The sequence below is a fragment of the Xanthomonas fragariae genome (genome assembly GCF_900183975.1).
Classification (GTDB): domain Bacteria; phylum Pseudomonadota; class Gammaproteobacteria; order Xanthomonadales; family Xanthomonadaceae; genus Xanthomonas; species Xanthomonas fragariae.
This window is the reverse complement of sequence record NZ_LT853882.1, coordinates 1,468,775-1,489,114: the sequence shown is the minus strand read 5'-3', so window position 1 is coordinate 1,489,114 and position 20,340 is coordinate 1,468,775. Positions and strand designations below refer to the sequence as shown.

General features: G+C 63.8%; 11 protein-coding genes and 7 pseudogenes. 10 read left to right on the top strand and 8 right to left on the bottom strand.

Translation table 11 applies throughout. The features are described 5' to 3' along the window. Positions 1 to 40 precede the first annotated feature (40 nt). Positions 41 to 148: pseudogene (locus PD885_RS22665) on the bottom strand (sensor domain-containing protein); the annotation flags it as partial. An 18-nt stretch (positions 149 to 166) separates the two neighbouring features. After that, positions 167 to 268 (bottom strand): annotated as a pseudogene (locus tag PD885_RS21970) (PadR family transcriptional regulator); the annotation flags it as partial. Between the two features lie 148 nt (positions 269 to 416). Here PD885_RS21970 and PD885_RS06865 point away from each other — a divergent pair. The 3 genes and pseudogenes from PD885_RS06865 to PD885_RS06855 form a co-directional block, all read left to right on the top strand. Further along, a pseudogene (locus PD885_RS06865) lies at positions 417 to 1,694 on the top strand (alginate export family protein); the annotation flags it as partial. 55 nt (positions 1,695 to 1,749) lie between these two features. Further along, entirely contained in the window at positions 1,750 to 2,718 is a 969-nt protein-coding gene (locus tag PD885_RS06860; RefSeq protein ID WP_088056725.1) for an IS5 family transposase, read from the top strand. Between the two features lie 216 nt (positions 2,719 to 2,934). Next, positions 2,935 to 3,896 (top strand): annotated as a pseudogene (locus PD885_RS06855) (IS481 family transposase). Here the strand turns inward: PD885_RS06855 and PD885_RS06850 are convergent. Then, positions 3,844 to 4,375, bottom strand: a pseudogene (locus tag PD885_RS06850) (class I SAM-dependent methyltransferase); the annotation flags it as partial. The pseudogenes PD885_RS06855 and PD885_RS06850 sit on opposite strands and share 53 nt — an antisense overlap. A gap of 51 nt (positions 4,376 to 4,426) precedes the next feature. Beyond that, positions 4,427 to 5,767, bottom strand: a complete 1,341-nt coding sequence (locus tag PD885_RS06845; protein WP_002802962.1) for a dicarboxylate/amino acid:cation symporter — start codon at positions 5,765 to 5,767, stop codon at positions 4,427 to 4,429. A 141-nt stretch (positions 5,768 to 5,908) separates the two neighbouring features. Here PD885_RS06845 and PD885_RS06840 point away from each other — a divergent pair, with 141 nt between their 5' ends. From PD885_RS06840 to PD885_RS20560, 5 genes and pseudogenes are all read left to right on the top strand, one after another. Then, positions 5,909 to 7,615, top strand: coding sequence for an alkaline phosphatase family protein (locus PD885_RS06840; RefSeq protein WP_002802959.1), 1,707 nt, complete (start codon positions 5,909 to 5,911; stop codon positions 7,613 to 7,615). Positions 7,616 to 7,706: 91 nt separating this feature from the next. Continuing rightward, a complete protein-coding gene (tilS, locus tag PD885_RS06835; protein WP_002802957.1) occupies positions 7,707 to 9,002 on the top strand; it encodes a tRNA lysidine(34) synthetase TilS in 1,296 nt (431 codons plus the stop codon). Between the two features lie 31 nt (positions 9,003 to 9,033). Further along, the gene (locus PD885_RS06830; protein WP_088056724.1) at positions 9,034 to 9,294 is read left to right on the top strand and encodes an exodeoxyribonuclease VII small subunit; all 261 of its coding nucleotides are present in this window, start codon (positions 9,034 to 9,036) and stop codon (positions 9,292 to 9,294) included. A 1-nt stretch (position 9,295) separates the two neighbouring features. Next, the gene (locus PD885_RS06825; RefSeq protein ID WP_002802954.1) at positions 9,296 to 10,171 is read left to right on the top strand and encodes a polyprenyl synthetase family protein; all 876 of its coding nucleotides are present in this window, start codon (positions 9,296 to 9,298) and stop codon (positions 10,169 to 10,171) included. Between the two features lie 524 nt (positions 10,172 to 10,695). Continuing rightward, positions 10,696 to 11,782 (top strand): annotated as a pseudogene (locus tag PD885_RS20560) (M35 family metalloendopeptidase). A 71-nt stretch (positions 11,783 to 11,853) separates the two neighbouring features. Here the strand turns inward: PD885_RS20560 and PD885_RS06815 are convergent. Both PD885_RS06815 and pmbA read right to left on the bottom strand, forming a co-directional pair. Further along, positions 11,854 to 12,237, bottom strand: a complete 384-nt coding sequence (locus PD885_RS06815) for a DUF4870 domain-containing protein (RefSeq protein ID WP_002802950.1) — start codon at positions 12,235 to 12,237, stop codon at positions 11,854 to 11,856. 274 nt (positions 12,238 to 12,511) lie between these two features. Next, entirely contained in the window at positions 12,512 to 13,879 is a 1,368-nt protein-coding gene (gene pmbA / locus PD885_RS06810; protein WP_002802947.1) for a metalloprotease PmbA, read from the bottom strand. A 105-nt stretch (positions 13,880 to 13,984) separates the two neighbouring features. Between pmbA and yjgA the strand changes: the two genes are divergently transcribed. Next, entirely contained in the window at positions 13,985 to 14,584 is a 600-nt protein-coding gene (gene yjgA / locus PD885_RS06805) for a ribosome biogenesis factor YjgA (RefSeq protein ID WP_002802946.1), read from the top strand. 65 nt (positions 14,585 to 14,649) lie between these two features. Here the strand turns inward: yjgA and tldD are convergent, their stop codons facing one another. After that, positions 14,650 to 16,095, bottom strand: coding sequence for a metalloprotease TldD (gene tldD / locus PD885_RS06800; protein ID WP_088056723.1), 1,446 nt, complete (start codon positions 16,093 to 16,095; stop codon positions 14,650 to 14,652). A gap of 98 nt (positions 16,096 to 16,193) precedes the next feature. On the opposite strand from tldD, the pseudogene PD885_RS20555 reads away from it, so the two are divergent. Then, positions 16,194 to 16,465, top strand: a pseudogene (locus PD885_RS20555) (DUF6065 family protein); the annotation flags it as partial. On the opposite strand, the gene PD885_RS06795 reads toward PD885_RS20555, so the two are convergent. Then, complete coding sequence (locus PD885_RS06795) at positions 16,441 to 20,307, bottom strand: YhdP family protein (protein WP_002802934.1); 3,867 nt, start codon at positions 20,305 to 20,307, stop codon at positions 16,441 to 16,443. The pseudogene PD885_RS20555 and the gene PD885_RS06795 sit on opposite strands and share 25 nt — an antisense overlap. Positions 20,308 to 20,340: the final 33 nt, after the last annotated feature.

The following is a 20,340-nucleotide window of genomic DNA, read 5'->3' as shown; positions in this document are numbered from 1 at the left end:
CGCAAGCATTTACTACGTCGCGATCGACGAACCGTCGCACTCAGCCTTCGCCCCTCTTGACCAGCAGGTGCTTGGCGAACACGCCGTGCAGCTTGCCGAACGCGCGTGCCAGATGCAGCGTGACCAACAACGGTAACGTCAGCCAGGCACACGGTTTGGGTGATGGGTAATAGCGCCGCGGCGGACCTGGCGCGGAGGGCTCGACACGGCTTTGCAGTAACCCTACCGCTTCCAGATTGCGCAGCACGGGGTATCGACAAGCCCGCTTTTACGATTCCCCAATCCCAAATGACAATCCCAGTTCATGTTTTCAGGACCATTGGATTACCCCCTTTGCGCCATTGCTTCACTACAGTCATTGCCTACTGGGCCGATATCGTTCGTTAGACGAAGCAGCTTTCAGATAGGGCGGCACGATGCGATTTTCACGCTTGATGCGGCCGGCTATGGTCGATATTTCCCTTGGCGCGAAACGCTGCCTGTGCCTTGCGATAGGTTTTTCGCTGCCTGGGCTGAGTTTTGCGCAAGCGCAAACTGCGTCGGTCAGTCCCGAACAGACCCAGCCTGAGCCAGCGAAGGCATCCGCACCTGTCGCGCCTGCTGCGTCGAAGGGCTACCCGCTTGAAGCGCAGGGTTGGGGTGCCAAACAGAGCGGTAATATGTGGCAGGTGCGCTGGGCCGAAGACTGGTCATATTTGAAAGACCCGTCCAAGCGCAAGAGCCTGTTCGATCCACTCAAGTACATTCCGCTCAACGAGTCGGGCAAGGTGTATGTGTCGCTCAGCAACGAACTGCGCGCGCGCAGCAACACTATCACCAACCTCGGCCTGCTTCCGGGCAGCTATTCGCAGCAGCAGTACTTGTTCCGCGCGTTCTTCGGCGCGGATCTGCATGTTGGCGAACACTTCCGCCTGTATACGGAACTGGCGCACGGCAGCCTGGATGGGCGCAACGAAGGTACCAAGACCGGCACACAGGAAAACAACGCGATCCTGCAGCAAGTGTTCTTCGACGTGAAAGGCCGCGTCGCCGGCACCGACCTCGGCTTGCGCGTTGGTCGTCAGGTGTTTGTCGACGGCCCGACCACGCTGATGGCGTTGCGCGACAACACCGATATCTTCGTGACCTTGAACGGTGTGCGCGCCTGGGCAATCGGCGAAAAAACCCGTGTGGATGTGTTCGATTTCAGCTTCAATCTGGATGGAACCGAAGGCTTGGGCGACGACCGCATCGACCGCTCGCGGCATCTCCGCGGTGTGGTCGGTGGCTACCGGTTGCCGACCGCCAAACCGATATATCTGGAACCGTTCTTCTATCAGTACCGCAACGACAATCATGTCTGGGGTCGCCAGACCGCCGAAGAAAATCGCAATTACTACGGCCTGCGCTTGTGGGGCAATGTGGGCAAACTGCGCACCGACTCGTTTTTAACCATGCAGCGCGGTAGCTTCGGCGGACGCGATCTACGCGCATATATGGCGAGCACCTCCAACGCGTGGTCGCTGAGCGAAACCGGTTGGAAACCGCGCCTGGGCTTCCATAGCGAGATCGCCTCCGGTGGCGGTGGCACCTCCGGTACAGGCACCTTGCGCAATAACAACTTCCTGTATGGCAACACGATTTACTTCAGCTGGGCGACGTTCTTCGGCCCGGTCAATCTGGTCACCGCAGCATCCACGTTCACTTTGGAACCTCTGAACAACGCACTTCAAATGCGCGACACTACACACCTACGTTGAGGAGTCATCCATGCAACTGACGTTCGGTGACGCTGAAGGTTTGGGCAAGCGCAAGCAGACTCGCTGCGAGATCTTCCTGGCCGAGATGGAGCAGGTGGTTCCGTGGAGGCATTTGCTCGGACTGATCTCGCCGCACTATCCGGTGTCGGGGCGGCCTGGTCGACAGCCGTACGCACTGGCGACGATGTTGCGGATTCATTTGCAGCAGCAGTGGTATGCGTTGAGCGATCCGGCGATGGAAGAAGCGTTGCACGAGATCCGGACCTTGCGCCGTTTTGCCCGGCTCGGCGGTTTGGACAATGTTCCCGACGAGACCACGATTCTCAACTTTCGCCGCTTGCTGGAAACCCATGGCCTTGCAGCGCGGATGCTGGAGGCCGTCAACGCGCATCTGGTGCGCAAGGGTCAGAGCCTGCGGTCCGGCACGATCGTCGATGCAACCCTGATCGCTGCGCCCAGTTCGACCAAGAACACCGACCGCGCGCGCGACCCTGAAATGCATCAGACCAAGAAAGGCAATCAGTGGTATTTCGGGATGAAGGCACCCATCGGCGTGGATGAGTTTTCCGGGCTGGTGCACCACGTCCGTTGTACGGCTGCCAATGTGGCCGATGTCACGGTGACCCACGCATTGCTGCACGGCAAAGAAGACAGTGTGTTCGGCGACAGCGGCTACACCGGTGCGGACAAACGCGAAGAACTGCAGACCTGCAAGGCTGGTTTTTTCATTGCCGCCAAGCGTTCGACGATTCAAGCCATTGGCAATAAACGCGAGCGCCGCCAGGAAGAACGTTGGGAATACTTCAAAGCAAGTGTGCGTGCGAAGGTGGAGCATCCATTCCGCGTGATCAAACGCCAGTTTGGCTACACCAAGGTCCGCTATCGCGGCCTGGCCAGGAACACCGCGCATGTGCTGACCCTGTTCGCACTATCCAATCTGTGGATGGTGCGCCGGCAGTTGCTGCCGGCCAGGGGATAATGCTGTCTGGCGCCAGCCAACGCCGCAAGAAACCGTAGAAATCGTATCGTACGCATCAACTCTGTGCGCTATTGGCACGCAGCAGGCTCGAATTTCAGAGGTCTGGTGCGTTGTTCAGACCTTCCTTAGATGTTTGATCCCAGGCTTTGATGGTGCACTCTTTTCCCTCGAATGGAAGCAAGCACGATGGGCTAGAGCGCCACTACGACAGAGGCGATCCGTCGAGCGATACAACAGAGTCAAGAGAGCCTGAGAGCGCTGTCCAAGCGCTACGGCATCAACCAGAAGACGGTGGACAAGTGGCAGAAGCGCACCTCGGTTGCCGATGTGCCGACCGGGCCGAGGCAGCCGTGTTCCACGGTGTTGTCCATTGAGGATGAGGCGGCGATCGTCGCCTTCCGCAGGCACACATTGCTTCCGCTGGACGACTGTCTCTATGCACTGCAGCCAAGCATCCCGCATCTGACGCGCTCATCGCTGCACCGCTGCCTGCAACGCCATGGCATCTGGCGACTGCCAGACATCAAGGGCGACAAACCTGCCAAAAAGCAGTTCAAGCACTATCCGATTGGCTACTTCCACATCGACATCGCAGAGGTGCAGACGGCCGAGGGCAAGCTCTATCTGTTCGTGGCCATCGACAGGACGTCCAAGTTTGCGCTCACCGAACTCCATCCCTCGGCCACCAAGCTGGTTGCAGCGCAGTTCCTGCGCAATGTGATCCAGGCGGTGCCCTACATCCTGCATACGGTTCTGACGGATAACGGCATCCAGTTCACCAACCGCAGTTCCGACCGCTATGCCTTCGTGCATCTCTTCAGTCGTGTCTGCAAAGAACACGGCATCCGACACCGCTTGACCAAGGTCAAGCATCCCTGGACCAACGGGTAGGTCGAGCGGATGAGTCGGAACATCAAGGAAGCCACTGTCAAACGCTTCCACTACGACGACCACGCACAACTGCATCAGATCTGGCCGACTTCATCGACGCCTACAACTTCGCTCGCAGGCTCAAAGCCCTGGCACCGTAAGAATTCATCTGCGAGCAGTGCACATCCGAACCCGAGCGGTTCAAGGTGGATCCGATACATCTAATGCCGGGACTGAACATCTTAGAGCCAGACCGTCAAGAATATGCAACTCGCCGCCGTTGCGCAGCTGAGCGAGCAGACGGATGACCAGCGCCGCAGGGTCTGCGAAATACTGGATGCACGCCGGGATGACGATGACATCGAAGTCGTCACGTAGCAGCGCCCGCGCTGGATATCGGCAGCGATGAAGCTCAGGCGTTAGTCGTGGCCGAACACGCGTGCGGCCTGGGTGAGTTCGGTGCGATTGACATCGATACCGCAGACGTCGCGCTGCAGCGACTGCGACAGCAGATGCGACAGCCAACCATTTCCGCAGCCCAATTCGAGGATGGCGCTCTCGCCGGCATGTGTCTGCAAGGTGCTGCACTAGCATGCTGCTGGACAGCGCGCGCCTTCCGTTCCAGATTCGCACCGAGCTTGCCACTCGGGCGCGGCAGGCTGGGAACCTGCGCACCGGTGTAGAGCCGGCCTTCCTTGCCAAGGATCTCCAGATACTGTTGCTCGAATGGATCGTCGGCCAAACTGCGCTGCACGAATACGCCATCACCACTTTCCAGCTCGGGCAGCTACTGCGGCCGATCGCGCAACGCAGGAAATCCAGGCGCCATCAAGGGGGCTTAGCGCAGCGGCGTGGCGCGATCGGTCGGCGGATCTTCCAGCCCGACGTTGTTCGATGCCGATTCGTAGATGCTCCTGTCGAGCAAGCCGGTTTCCTTGGCCACCAGCACAGGTACCAACATCTGCCCGGTGACGTTGGTCATGGTGCGCATCATGTCGAGGATGCGGTCAATCGCATACAGATAGCCGATGACTTCCAATGGCAGATTGGCCGCACTCAGTACCACCGTAGCCATGATCACCGCAGTACCCGGAACGCCAGCAGTGCCGAAGCTGCCCAGCACTGAGGCGATCAACACCACGAAGTATTGATTGGCAGTCAGCGGCACGCCGGTGTATTGCGCGATAAATACCGCACACAGCGCCGGGAAGATTGCGCCGCAGCCATCCATCTTGATGCTGGCGCCCAGGGGCACAGCGAAGGCGGCGTAATCCTTGCTGACGCCCAGGTTATGCGAGATCGAGCGCATCGCTACCGGCATGGCGGCAAGGCTCGACGAACTGACGAATGCCACCTGCATGCCCGGCATAGCGCCGCGGAAGAACTTCCATGGGTTCAGCCCATGCAGCAGCAACAAACTGCTGTAGACCACCACAATATGGAACGCGCAGGCCACATACAGCGCCAGCACGAAGTTGCCAAACGGCAGCAGTTTCTCGAAGCCATAGCTACCAACCAGGCTAGCGATCAGACCGAAGGTACCGAGCGGGGTCATCTCCAGCACGAAGCGGGTGACCTGAATCATGATGTCGCTCAGTTGCGCGGTGAGCTTGCGCGCCTCGGCCACACGCTCACCTAGCTTGACCATCGCAAAGCCCAGCAGCGCAGCGAAGAAGATCACCGGCAGGATCGAGCCGCGGCCTGCGGCCAATACCGTCTCGCCCGCCGCATTGGTCTTGGTGCCGATGCCGGTCAGTGCGTAGAACGGGTTGGACGGCACCACATCCAGCAGCACCTGGATCGGGCTGGGCACATCGCGCGGTTTCCAGGCCGAATCAACGCTCAGGCTGAAATGGCCGGCGCCAGGCTGCATCAGCGTGCCGACAGCAAGGCCCACACCCACCGCTAGCGCCGCGGTGATGACGAACCACAAGAACGTGCGCCCACCGAGCGCTGCAACGGATTTCTGCCCATGCAGCGAGGAGATCGCATTGATCACCGCGAAGAACACCAGCGGAATCGCGATCATCCTGATCAGCGTGACGTAAAGCTCGCCGAGCGGGCCGAACCACACATCGGTCGCCGGGCCCACGGCCCAGCCAGCCAGCGCGCCGAGGAAGAAGCCAGCCGCAACGCGCTGCCAGAACGGAATGCGCAACCAGGCCGAGACCAATGTCATGCGTCGAATCATCCGGGGAGAAATGCGTGCACCATAGCCCAGGCACGCGCCGCCCGCGAGACCACGATTGGAACAGCGCTGTGTCATCCGTGTGACGCCAAGCATCCCGGCATAATGAGCGTTGATTCAGTCACGAATTCGATGCCGATGCGCTACCGCCTGCCTGCCCTCGTCGCCCTAACCACGCTGTGCGTGGTCGCCTGCGCCTCCACTGCCAGAACCAGCGCCTCTGCACCCGCGTCGGTGCGGGTAGAGGTGCCGCAGGTGACACATCCCGCTGGCGAGACGCCGCAATGGTGGTACCGCTCCAGCGCGTCACGTGCGGCCGGCAATGGCGCCATGGCCGGCCGCGCGCGCAACGTGATCCTGTTTCTGGGCGATGGGATGAGCCTGACCACTGTGGCCGCCGCACGCATCCTGGACGGCCAGCGCAAGGGCGGGCCGGGCGAAGAGAACCTGTTGTCATGGGAACAGTTTCCGGCTACCGCCTTCAGCAAGACTTACAACACCGATTCACAGACGCCGGATTCGGCCGGCACCATGACCGCCATCACCACCGGCGTGAAGTCGCACATGGGCGCGATCGGCGTCAGTAGCGGCAACCGCAGCGACTGCGCCGACAGCCTGGGCAAAGGTCTGTTGAGCTGGCTGCAACTGGCCGACAGCGCCGGCATGGCGACCGGGATCGTCACCACCACCCGACTCACCCACGCCACCCCGGCCGCGACCTATGCCCATTCGCCGGACCGCAACTGGGAAAACGACACCGACCTGCCCGACGCCGCACGCACCGCCGGCTGCCAGGACATCGCCCAGCAATTGCTCTGGACCGCGCGTTACGGGCGCGGCCCGCAAGTGGTGCTAGGCGGCGGACGCAGCCAGTTCCAGACCGTGCAGGAGCGCGACCCGGAATACGACGACAAGGTCGGCCTGCGCCTGGACGGCCGCGATCTGATCGCCGAGTGGAAGCAGGCGCACCCGCAAGGCGCGTATGTATGGAACGAACAGCAATTAAAGGACGCTGCCGGTGCGCCTGCGTTGCTGGGCCTGTTCCAGCCGGATCACATGCAGTTCGATCACGACCGCAACCGCACTGCGCAAGGCGAGCCCAGCCTGACCGAGATGACGCGCACCGCGATCCAGTCGCTGTCGCGCGACCCGAACGGCTTCGCGCTCATGGTCGAAGGCGGTCGTATCGACCACGCCAACCACGCCGGCAACGCCTACCGCGCACTCGATGAAACCGTCTCGCTATCCGATGCGGTGCGCACCGCCGTGCAGACCGCGTCACCGGACACGCTGATCATCGTCACCGCCGACCATTCGCACACGCTCAACTTCGTCGGCTACCCGGTGCGCGGCAACCCGATCCTGGGCAAGGTGCGTGGCACCGGCGGCGAAGAAGGCGACCGCACCCAGCTGGCCACCGATCTGGCCGGGCAGCCCTACACTACGCTGAGCTACGCAAACGGCCCCGGTCATACCGGTGCCAGCAACGCGCAGCCGGCCGGCCCGAAGAAATTCCCGCACGAACCCAGCAGCAGCGAACCCGCAGCCGGCCGCCCGGACTTGACCCATGTCGACACCGAAGCGCCCAGCTACATGCAGGAATCGCTGGTACCGACCAAGTCCGAGAGCCATGGCGGCGAAGACGTGGGCATCTGGGCGACGGGCCCGGGCAGCGCGGCGTTCCGCGGCACCTTGGAAGAGAACGTCATTTACCACGTCATCGTGCAGGCCACCCCGCGCCTGCGCGAGCGCCTGTGCAAGGCCGGCACCTGCGACAGCGCCGGCGTGCCGGTGGAGTTGCCGAAGCCGACCACGTTCGAGACTGCGACCAAGCGGTGATGTACAACGCTGCGCGTGGCACGACCGGGAGTGAAGACAAATCGCCGGCGGTCGCAGCGCGTTCAAACGCCGTGTCGATCTGCATGTCTCGATGACTGCACTGTCGTTACCCGCGACACCGCCCGGACCGGTGCTGATTGCCTTCAGCGGCGGTATCGATTCGGGCGTGTTGCTGCATTTGCTGGCGACGACGCCACGCTATTGCGATACCGGGCTGCGCGCGCTGCACGTGCATCACGGGCTGCATGCCGATGCCGACGCGTGGGCCGCCCATTGCCTGCGTGCATGTGATGCGCTGCAGATTCCCTTGCAGATCGTCCGTGTGCAGGTCGCACGCGACAGCGGTCTTGGCCTGGAAGCGGCGGCACGCAACGCGCGCCATGCAGCGTGCGCGCAAGCACTGGCACCAGGCGAATGGCTCGCGCTGGCGCACCACCGCGACGATCAGGCCGAAACGTTTTTGCTGCGCGCGTTGCGTGCCTCCGGCCCGGATGGATTAGCGGCGATGCGCGCGCAGCGCCCGTTCGCCAACGGAATGCTGTGGCGTCCGTTACTGGCGAACGGTCGCGCCGACGTGCTCGCTTATGCGCTGGCGCACGGGCTGCAATGGATCGAAGACCCCAGCAATGCCGATACACGCCACGACCGCAATTTCCTGCGCAACCAAGTGATGCCTTTGTTGCATCAACGCTGGCCGCAGGCTGCCGATGCGTTGGCGCGCAGTGCACAGTTGAGCGCCGATGCCAGCGATCTGCTGCTGCACGACGATCTCGCACTTCTGCCCAGAATGCGGACCGCAAGCGGTGCGCTGGATCTGCAACTGCTGCGTGGGCAGCCAGCGGCACGTCGGCCGCGTTTGCTGCGTGCTTGGGTTAGCGCAGGTCATGCACCGCCCCTGCCTGCGCATGGCATCGCTGCGTTGGAACAGGAAATCGACAACCACGCACCGGATCGGCAAGCCCGCTTCGCCTGGCAACAGGTAGAAGTGCGTCGCTGGCGTCAGTGCCTGTATCTGCATCGCCCATCCGCGACCTGGCCGTCGGACTGGCAAGCGCATTGGGACGGCGAACATCCTCTGCAGCTGCCAGACGGCGCGCAGCTGCAATTGCATGGCCCACCCGGCCTGCGTTTCGCACAACCGCTGCGTGTGCGTGCGCGCCAAGGCGGCGAACGCATCACGTTGCCGCAGCGCGCGCATTCGCATCAACTCAAGCATCTGCTGCAAGCGCTGGATCTGCCACCGTGGCAACGCCAGCGGCTGCCCGTCTTGTGGGCCGACAAGCATGTGCTAGCAGCCGGCGATCGCATCATTTCGGCGAGCTTGAACGACTGGTTGCAAGCCAACGCCGCCTATCTGCGATGGCGCGACGACGCCACTGCGAATTGACCCGCCTGCGCGCGCGCCGCACACTTTGGCGATGGCCAAGAAGTCCTTGAACGAAACGTCCCCGGTTGCCCGCTTCGAACAGTCGTTGGAAGAACTCGAGCAACTGGTGCAAAAGATGGAAGTCGGCGACCTGAGCCTGGAGCAATCGCTCACGGCCTACGAACGCGGCATCGGCTTGTACCGCGATTGTCAGCAGGCGCTGGAGCAAGCCCAATTGCGCGTGCGCTTGCTGACCGACCCCGCCCGTCCCAAGCTTGCCGAGGCCTTCGAACCGCCATCGCTGGACAGCTGAGGTGAGTTCGGCGCTGTTCGAGCACTGGATCGCTCGCACCGAACTTCGCCTGGAGGCCTGTCTGCCGAGCGCGACACGCGCGCCGCAACGCCTACACGCAGCGATGCGACACGCGGTGCTGGGCAGCGGCAAACGCATGCGGCCGCTGCTGGTGTACGCAAGCGGTGCGTTGTTCGGTGCCGACGAAGACAGATTGGAGACGCCTGCCGTCGCAGTGGAGCTCATCCACGCCTACTCGCTGGTGCACGACGACCTGCCGGCAATGGACGACGACGCGCTGCGGCGCGGCCAGCCTACCGTGCATATCGCCTTCGACGAAGCCACGGCAATTCTGGCCGGCGATGCGTTGCAGACGCGCGCCTTCGAACTGTTGGCCGGCGCCTCGGCCAGTGCCGAGCTGCGTGTCGGCTGGCTGCAGAGTCTGGCGACCGCTGCCGGCGCTGCCGGCATGTGCGGCGGCCAAGCACTGGATATCGACGCGACCGGGCAGGTGCAGTCGCTCAGCGATCTTGAACGCATGCACGCGCTCAAGACCGGCGCCTTGATCCGTGCTGCGGTGCGCATGGGCGCACTGACCGGCGGCGCCGCGCCTGCCGACCAGCAACGTCTGGACAACTTTGCCGATGCGCTGGGCCTGGCCTTTCAAGTGCGCGACGACATTCTGGATGTGGAATCGAGCTCGGCGCAGTTGGGCAAGACCGCCGGCAAGGACGCGGCGCACTCCAAGTCCACCTACCCTGCCCTGCTCGGAATGGAAGGCGCCAAGGCCAAATTGGCCGAACTGGCGACACGCATGCACCAGGTGCTGCAGCCTTACGGGCCACCAGGCGACACGCTGGCCAGGCTGGGGCGCTTCGCGGTGGACCGCGTGCGCTAAGCGTGACGATCAAACCGAGCTTATAGCCGCGGAGCTTGCACGCCCGCTGTCAGCAACCAGCAGAACCTTGTTGCGCACGCTCATCCCGCACGCCGTCGGCCGCGGCTGACGGCTGACGGCTGACGGCTGACGGCTGATCGCAACGTTTCATCCAATCGATTGCCACGGCCAACCTCAGCGCCAATCAACGATATCGATCCTAATCGAGCAGCCGTTTGCGCACTCCGTGCGCCAGCGCACAGTCGGTAGATGAAACGCGTTCGTCCCGCAGGAGCGCCGCGTCGCAAAACGTTAATTTTGTTAATGAAATTTAAACCAAATTAATTTCATTAAAGTCAGCCCAAATCCGCGACGCCGATCTTATTTTTTATATGATTATCAACATACGTAATTTACCTACAGGCTTTCAAGCCGCCGGAGCGACAAAAACAGCACCAATTGCGCGCCTTATCAAGCCTGCTCGCGCTGACAAGGTTGACCTGCCCGCGCTCGCGGACATCCCCCGACCGCATGGAGAGTCACTGGTGAAAAACGTTCTTCTCGCACCGTTTGCAGCAGGCACGCTGGCCGTCGTGGGCGTGCTCGGATCGGCGCAGGCGCAGTCCGTGCGCGGCCCGGCTCCGTTGACCATCGAACTGACATCGGTCGCCGACCAAGCTGGCCGCTATCAAGGCAGGATTGCCGTGACCGTCACCAACACCGGCAGCCAGATCGCCCGTATTCCGACCTATCAGCTGCCGCTGAAGTCGCTGGACAACGGGGTCCTGGAAGTGAGCCGCGATGGCGCGCCGGTGAGCTACACAGGGCGTCTGATCAAGCGCGGCCTGCCCAAGGCGGCCGACTTCACCATTCTGCAGCCGGGCCAGAGCGTCAAAGGCGAGGTCGATTTGGCTGCCGCCTACGACTTATCGACCAGTGGCAACTACACCATCCGCGTCAGCTCGCCGTTGCAGTACGCCTCGCTGGCTGATGGCAGCCTGCTGAAGACCGCCGACGGCAACACGGCGGTCGCCGGTAGCGCACCGTTGACGGTGTGGCCGGACGGCGTCAACCGCGGCGTGCAGCGCCAGCTGGCAGTCGGTCCGACTGCCGTGGTCAACGGCGTCAATTACCTGAACTGCAGTACCACCCGCACCACCCAGGCCGGCAGCGCGATCGCGGCCGCCCGCACCTACTCGCAGAACGCGCGCAACTACCTCAATGCCGGCAGCACCGGTGCGCGCTACACCACCTGGTTTGGTGCCTATAGCGCATCGCGCTACAGCCACGTCAGCCAGAACTTTGTCGCCATCGACAATGCGCTGGACCAGAACAACGGCCAGATCACCATCAACTGCAATTGCAGCGACAGCACCTATGCCTATGTCTATGCAAACGCGCCGTACGAAATCTATGTCTGCAACGCGTTCTGGAGCGCTCCGCTGCAGGGCACCGACTCCAAGGCCGGCACGCTGGTGCACGAGATGAGCCACTTCACTGTTGGCCGGTACGCTGGACCGCGTTTATGGTCAGTCCAGCGCGCGCAGCCTGGCGATCAGCAACCCGGCCCAGGCAATCGCTAACACGGACAACCATGAGTACTTCGCCGAGAACACCTCGGCGCAGAACTAATCGCGCCATCGTCTGAAACCGACAAAGGCCCGGCAGCGATACCGGGCCTTCGCATTTCACTCTGCGCTGGATTACTTGATCAGGCGCAGCGTGAATGGATAACGATAATAGTCGCCGTTGTTGGCCTTGGCCGCGGCCAGGATGCAGAGCGCCAGATTGGCGATCCAGACCAGCGTCGGCATGAAGAACAGAATGCCGAACGAGACGATGGTCAGGATCAGCGCTGCGACGTAGGCGATGATCACGGTGATCTGGAAATTCAGTGCTTCCTTGGCCTGATCGGTGGCGAACGGCTTAGACGGGCTGGCGTCCTTGCTGATCAGCCAGATCACCAATGCACCGATGAAAGAGGTCAGGATGCCGAGCAGATGCGCGACAAGCGCCAGGGTGCGCTCCTCCGACGGCGTGCTGGTGCAGATCGGCTGCGGTACGGCGTGTGGTTCGACTCCGCTCATCGTGTCTGGCCCGTGTATGGTTGTGGTGCGGCAGACTGTAGCAACGATTCAGCCAACCACCAGTGCAGAAAAACATTGTCTGGCCCGCTCTCCAACAATGCGATGGTGAGCGCGGCGACAGGCCAGCCGCCGCTGTAGCTGGCACCTAGGTGGTCGAGTGATCCAAGCCTTGCCGGACATTGGCCGTGCTGGCGAACCAGCTAGCCAGGCGGCGGGCGGGCGAACACTGGCGCGCCAGTATGGATGGCAGCTACGTAACCGTCTTGTTAGCCGCTTAGCTGTCGCCTGCCACTGTCATGCGGTTGATCAGCACCGAGCCGATCTTGACGTGCGAACGCGGATCGACATCGTTACCGACCGCTTCGATGCCAGCAAACATGTCACGCAGATTGCCGGCGATGGTCAGGCCATCAACCGGATAGGCGATCGCGCCGTTCTCGATCCAGAAACCGCCAGCACCCCGCGAATAATCGCCGGTTACCGCATTGACACCGTTGCCCATCAGCTCGGTGACCAGCAGACCGCGCGACATGCCGGCAATCATCGAGGCCAGATCGCCTGCGTTGGCGGTGACCTGCAGGTTGTGCACGCCGCCGGCATTGGCCGTAGTCTGCAGGCCCAGCTTGCGTGCCGAATAGCTGCCCAGCACATAGCGCTGCAGCACGCCGTCGGTGATCAGCGTCGAACGCCGTGTCGCCACACCTTCGCCATCGAACGCGGCCGACCGCAGGCCACGGCGCAGGTGCGGCAGTTCTTCGATGTTGAACCACTCCGGGAACAACGTGGTGCCGACGCTGTCGAGTAGGAAGCTGGAGCGGCGATACAGCGCGCCGCCAGAGACCGCGCCGAGCAGATGGCCGACGAGTGAGCGCGCCACTTCCGGCGCAAACAACACCGGCAGCTGGCCAGTCGGCAGCGAACGCGGTTGCAGGCGTGCCAGGGTGCGCACGGCGGCGTGGCGGCCGATCGCCTCGGGCGCTTCCAGGTCTTCGCGTGCCAGTGCACTGCTGTACCAGCCATCACGCTGCATGCTGTCCCCTTGGCCGGCGATCAAGGCGCAACTGATCGAATGGTGGGTGCCGCGCTCGCGGCCGATGAAGCCATGTGAGTTGGCGTACACCGACAGGCTGAGCCCGGTGCTGGCCGAGGCGCCATCGGAATTGCTGATGCGCGCATCGGCCTCGCGGCCGGCGGTTTCGCAGGCCAGCGCCAGGTCCACCGCGGTGTCGGCGTCCAGCGCCCACGGGTGCCAGCTGTCCATTTCGGGGAAGTCGCGCGCCATCAACTCCGGGTCGGCAAGGCCGGCGGCCACGTCGTCTTCGGTATAACGGGCGATCGCGCAGGCCTGCGCAACCGTGGATTCCAGGCTGGAATCCTGCAGGTCGGCGGTGCTGGCGCTGCCTTTGCGCTTGCCGAAGTACACGGTGACGGCAATGCCGCGGTCGCGGGTAGACTCGACCGTCTCCACATCGCCCAGCCGCACGTTAACGTCCAGGCCGCGCTCTTCGCTGCAGCTCACTTCGGCCTGGGTGGCACCGGCCGCACGGGCGCGCTCAAGCAAGCGTTGCGAGATGTCGGTAAGCGCGTCCAGGCACTGCAGGCTGTCGTCGTTGACACGGGTTTCGGAGGAGAGTGCGTTCAATGCTTTATCCTTTTGATGCGGATCCTGGATGCGGATCCCTCCGCAAGAACCCTGCCATCCATGGCCGGACTATCTAAATAACTACGTTTTTGGGATGTATTGGCAATGCGCGGACGCGACGAAGATACCGGTGAATTTCGCGGCGCCAGCCGTAGCCAGCAGCGGCGCGAGGCGCTCGAAATTTTCGACCTGGGCGAGAAGCTGGTGGCGCTCACCCCAGCGCAGCTGGCCAAGTTGCCGGTGCCCGAATCGCTAATTCCGCATATCGAAGAGAGCAAGCGCATCACCTCGCATATCGCGCACAAGCGGCAGCTGGCGTTTCTGGCCAAGCACATGCGCCGCGAGGACGACCAGACGCTTGCAGCGATGCGCGATGCGCTGGATGCCAACAGCGACACCGCGCGCCGCGAAGTGGCCGCGATCCACCGCGTCGAGCGCTGGCGCGAGCGCCTGCTGGCCGACGGCGACGTCGCGCTGGCCGAACTGCTGGAAACCTACCCGGCCGCCGATCGTCAGCAGCTGCGTCAACTGGTGCGCAACGCCGTCCACGAGCGGGCCAAGAACAAACCGCCGCGTGCTTACCGCGAGCTGTTTCAGGTATTGCGCGATTTGTCCACGCAAGCCGGCGGGGAAACCGATGCCGACGACGGAGACGTCGATATCGACTATGCGGGACCGGGGAACGGGGATCCGGAAACGGAGTAACTGCAAGAGCGACAGCCACTGCCCTTCTCGGCTTCCGGGCTCCGGGTTCCGGGTTCCGGCCGATATCACGCCTGCGTCCCACCCACCGTGATGCCGTCGATCAACAGCGACGGCTGACCGACGCCGACCGGCACGCTCTGCCCGTCCTTGCCACACACGCCCACGCCTTCGTCCAGCGCCAGATCATTACCGATCATGCGCACCTTCTGCATGGTTTCCGGGCCGTTGCCGATCAACGTTGCGCCCTTCACCGGTGCGGTGACCTTGCCGTCTTCGATCAGGTACGCCTCGGTAGCGGAGAACACGTACTTGCCGCTGGTAATGTCGACCTGGCCGCCGCCGAAGTTGACCGCGTAGATCCCTTTCTTGACCGCGCGGATCATCTCTTGCGGGTCATGCTGGCCAGCGCGCATGTAGGTGTTGGTCATGCGCGGCATGGTCAGGTGCGCGAACGACTCACGGCGACCGTTGCCGGTCGGCGCCACGCCCATCAGGCGTGCGTTGTGCGTGTCCTGCATATAACCGACCAGCACGCCGTTTTCGATCAGCGTGGTGCACTGGCTGGGCGTGCCTTCATCGTCGATGTTGAGCGAGCCGCGACGGCCGTCCAACGTGCCGTCATCGACAATGGTCACGCCCGGCGAGGCCACACGCTCGCCGATGCGGCCGGCGTAGACGCTGGTGCCCTTGCGATTGAAGTCGCCTTCCAGGCCGTGCCCGACCGCTTCGTGCAGCAGCACGCCAGGCCAGCCCGGACCGAGCACCACCGGCATCACGCCGGCCGGTGCGGGAATCGCGTCCAGATTGACCAGCGCCTGACGCAGCGCTTCGCGGGCGAAGCCCTCCGGGCGACCGTCTGCGAACAGCTCGGCATAGCCATAACGCCCGCCGCCGCCGGAATAGCCGGATTCGCGACGCCCGCCGTGTTCGACGATCACCTGCACATTCAAGCGCACCAGCGGGCGCACGTCGGCAGCCAGCACACCATCGCTGCGCGCGATCAGCACCGTGTCCACGCCGCCAGACAGGCTCACCATTACCTGTTTGACGCGCGGATCTGCCGCGCGCAGGTATTGATCGATCCGGCGCAGCAGATCGACCTTGGTGGCGCTGTCCATGTCGTCGATAGGGTCTGTGGCCGGGTATAGCGCACGGCCATTGCCACGGACCAGCGAGCGGGTGGACTGGGCGCCGCCCTCGCGCGAGATCGCGCGCGCGGACTGCGCCGCTTCCAACAACGCGTCGCGGTGGATGTCATCGGAATAGGCAAAACCCGTCTTCTCGCCGGCGATCGCACGCACGCCCACGCCTTGCTCGATGGAGTGCGCGCCGTCCTTGACGATGCCGTCTTCCACGCTCCAGCTCTCGCGCCGCGAATGCTGGAAATACAGGTCGCCGAAGTCGATACCAGGGCCCAGCAGGGCGCCGAAGGTACGGTCCAGGTGCCCGGTATCTAGGCCGGAAGGAAGCAGCAGCCGGGCTTCGGCCAAAGTGAGAGCGTTATTGGTCATGTAGTCAGGATGGGGCCCGCGCGGCGGAGAGACAAGTCGTCCGGCTGAACATATGGCGCGGCTATCATCGCTGGCCGTTGTCTCGCCGGTGTCCGCGCTTGAAGCGCATCGCCCACATCCTGGATGGTGGCTACACGCTGTACACCCCCCCGCCCTGCATGAGCGCGACTGGATGGACGCCACCGCCCACCGCTATGCCTACCGCTACCTGTCGCTGGCGATTGCCATTACGCATGGCTGGGAGCTGCTGTGCCAGTCCGGTTTCCAGGCCAGTCAGGAGGGTGCCGATGGCTTGGATGCGATCCAGATCAGTGCCGATGCGCGCAGCGTGTTACCAGCGATCGGTCACTTCGGCTGTGGCGTGCTGACCTTGCGCTCCACCACGTCCACCTGCGGATCTTTCCACGGCCCGGTGACGTGATAGGTCTTGGCGCCGATCGCGCCCAGCGGCTTGCCGAGCACCGCGTTGGCAGCCGCTCCCACCGCCGCGCCAACCGGACCACCGGCTACCGCGCCGACCACGGTCAGCAGATTGCCGGCCTTGGGGCTCACGTCCACGGTCTGGTCGAAGGTCTGCGCGCGCAGATCGGCCTGCCCGTGGATGGCGATGTCGGCAGCCGGGCCCTCGATACGGATCGCCTCGGTGCGCGCGAACCCCTTGTCGAAACGCACTTCACCGGCCAGCTTGTTGAACGCTAGGCCCTTGGAGAAGAAATCGCGGAAGTCGAACATCAGCCGGCGCGGCAACTGCGCCACGCTGAGCAGGCCGAGCACGCGGCCGGCGCCCGGGTCCACTTCCAGCAATTGGCCGTTGCGCACGTCGACGGTGAGGTTGCCGTCCAGCGAGCCGAGCGCAAAACCGGTCGGCGAGCCCTGCCAGCCTGCGTTGAGTTCCAGCTGACCTTCGCCGCCGCGCAGCTGGCCGCCCAGAGTGAGGTTTTGCAGCAGGTTACCGAGGTTGCGGCTGTCCACCCGCACCGACAACCGGGTGCTGGCAGCATCGCCCTTGCCGCGCCAGGCGCCGGTCAGACCGATGTTCTGATCGTCCGAGCGCAATTGCAGCTGATCCACCTGCATGCCGTCGGTGAGCCGGCTGCTGCGCAAGGTGGCCGCACCCAGGGTCATCTTGCCGACCTGCAGATCGTCGATATCCAGCGACAGCGGAGGAATCGAGACCGGGTCGAATTCGGCTACTGCGCGGCGTGCCGGCTCCGGCAAGGCGCCGGCCAACAGGTCGCCCGGCTCGGGCCCGGTCGGTTCGACCGGCGCTGCCACGGGCTGCCAATGCACGGTGCTCAACTTGCCCTGCACCGCCGCGCCGTCGGCATTGGGAACGGTGATCTGGCCTTCCAGCGATGGGCCGTCCAACGTCACCGCCACCGCGTCGCGGGTTGGGCGCAGGCGCAAGCGTGTCTGCGGGAACACGCCGCCGATCATCAACAACTTGTCGGCCTGCACATCCACCTGCTGCAACGGCACCGCGTCCTTTTTCGGAGTCGCCGGCTGGCCCGGCAGCGGCGGCATGTCTGGCGCGCTGCTGCCGCGCGCCAGGCTGATCCAGTCGATCGCATTCAGCGACGCCGTGCGGCCAGTGACCACCAACCCATTGACGGGCGGACGCTCGGTGACGGTGTCGGCGCCCATCACCACACGCACGCCGGTCTGGTTACTCTGTCTGCTGGCTTTGAGCGCGACCAGCTTGCCGAAGGCCACATCGATATCGCCATCGCCTACTGGCAGGGCCACCTCGACCCGAGTGTCCAGCGGCTGCGTAGCCGCTTTGTCCAACGGTGCGGGCAGATCCAGGGTAGTGCCGACCAGCTCAGAACGCAGGGTCAACATTGCCTGCGCGTCAGGTTGCCCCGGTGGCGGCAACGGCACATCCACGCCCACCTGCCATGTCGCGCTGCCATGCACGTACGGGCGCAGCCATTCCATCTGCGGCGCGCGGTCGAACAGTTCCCTGGCATCCAGGGTGGCGCCAAAGCGTGCCTCGAATGCCTGCTTCGGGTCCTGCACGAAGCCACCGGCACGTAAGGACAGATCGCCGCTACGGCCCTGGTGCTGCACGCTCAAATGCTCGGCAACGAAGCCAGTGTCGCGGTATGCGGCCTGCCCGCTGACCTGGTCGAAGGCCAGATTCCAGCGCGCATCGCCCAGCTTGGCGCCCTGCAATGCGACCGTACCCTGCAGATGGCCGCCCACACCCTGGGTACGCAAAGGACGCAGCAGATCGAAGGTCACCGTCGCCGGGCCGGAAACCGCGATATTGCGCAAGGTATCGCCGTAGCGGCTCTCCAATGGACTCTTGCGTAGCATGCCTAACAACTGTGCCGCGTCGGTCTGGGTGGAGGCGCGCACGTAGAGCTCGGAGGTGGCGAAGCTGGGAATTCCCGCCTCCAACGTTGCGATCGGCGTGCCGGCCAGATCGCCATTGCCCTGCAACGAAAACCCGTTGCCGAGGAAACGCAGATCGGCCTGCACATGCTCCATCGCCGGCCAATCCGGATTGAAGCGAATCACGCCGTCGCGGATCTGCCCGAACGCTTCGAAACGGCCATCTTTATTGTCGAACGGCCAGTCGTCCAGATCGCCACTGACCAGACCGGTGCCGCCGGTCACGACACCGCCGGCCACCGCCATGTCCAGCCAGTCGATGGCGGCTTTGCTCATCTTGGAACGGATCCAGAACTTGCGCGCCACCGGCAAAGCGACATCATCCAATTGCGTGGCCAGCTCGATGCGCGGGCGGCTGCCGTCGTTCTGGAACCACAGCCCGCCGCGCACGCTGGCGCCGTAATCCTTGGCCTGCACGCGCAAGGCCGGCGTTGCGACCTGCCAACCGGCGCCCTCGCGCCAGCCGACGATCTTGCCGGCCAACTGCAGCGCGTGCACCACGCCAAAACCGGTCGGCCAATCGAACCGCAATGTAGCGTTCGGCGCTGTCTCCAACTCGACCGCCTGCGCGTCGCCATCGATGTGACCACGCAGACCGCTGATGCCTGGCGCATTGCCTACCGGCAGAAAGCCCAGCTCTTCGATCTGGCCCTGCGCCCGCAGCGTGCCGCCCTGCTCGCCTGCAATCTGCAAATCGGCCACGCGCAGTTGCGGCTTGGACAAGGTCAGCCAACGCCGCAAGCCGGGCGATAACTGATCGCTCAGCGCCGCCGCCGCGATCAGGCCGGAAACATCGACATGTTTGCCGACCACTGCATAACGCCGCCCGCCGGCAATGCTCAGCCCGTCCAGATGCTGCAACTTGGCGGCTTGGCCCAGCCGCAGCAGCGGCGCGTCCAGCCGCCAACCGCCATCGATGGTCTGCCAGCGCGCGCGCGCCTGCAGCCGCTCCCATATCAGCGTGCGGCGCGCGGTTTCCGTGGGCATTGCGGCACCGGACAACCGCAACTGCTCAAGATCGGCCTCCACGGTGACGCCGGTGATGCGGCGCGCGCGCAGTTGCGCCCACGCCTGCAGATGTCCGCCGCCTCCATCCACGTGAAGGCCACCAAACTGCAGCAGCGACGCCCACGCTCCCAGATCGACCGGATCTGCCTGCGCATAGGCGCTGCCGTCGCCACTGTCGCGGTCGAAGTCCATCACCGTGGTCAGCGGCGCGCGCTTGAGATCGATCCAGCTGCGGCTACCCACCTGCACGGTCGAGCCAATGACACGCAGGCGCAGGTCGATGCGCGGCAGCGTGGTATCCAGGCCGATCGATGGCGCGACCACGTGCAGACGCGCCTCGGCCACCTGGATCTCGCCGAGCCGGCGCAATGCGTCTAACGGGTCGCCGTGTCTACCGCTGGGCAAGCCCTGCACCGACCACACGCCGTCATCGCTGCGCTGCAACGTCAAGGCCAGTCCACGCAGGCGCACCTCGGTCAGCGAATGGCCAGGCAGCAGACCGGCGTATATCGCCAGCAGAATTTCGGCCTGACCGACGCGCACCTCGCCATGCGGACCGACGCGCAAACCATCCAGCCGCAATAGCGGTCCGCGCCGGGTCCATTCGGTCTGCAGGCGATCGAACGCAATCGGCTGGCCGGCGCGCTGGCTCAGCCACTCGGCACTCTGCTGCGGATGCTCTTCGACCAACGGCAGCGCCTGACTGGCCGCACCAACCAACAACGCAAGCGCCACCAGCGCAAGCGCGCCGGCGGTGATCGCATAGCGGCAAAACAGACGAAGACGGCGGCGCAGCGGGGCAGGCATTAGACGCGGGGATTATGCATCAGAGATTGGGAT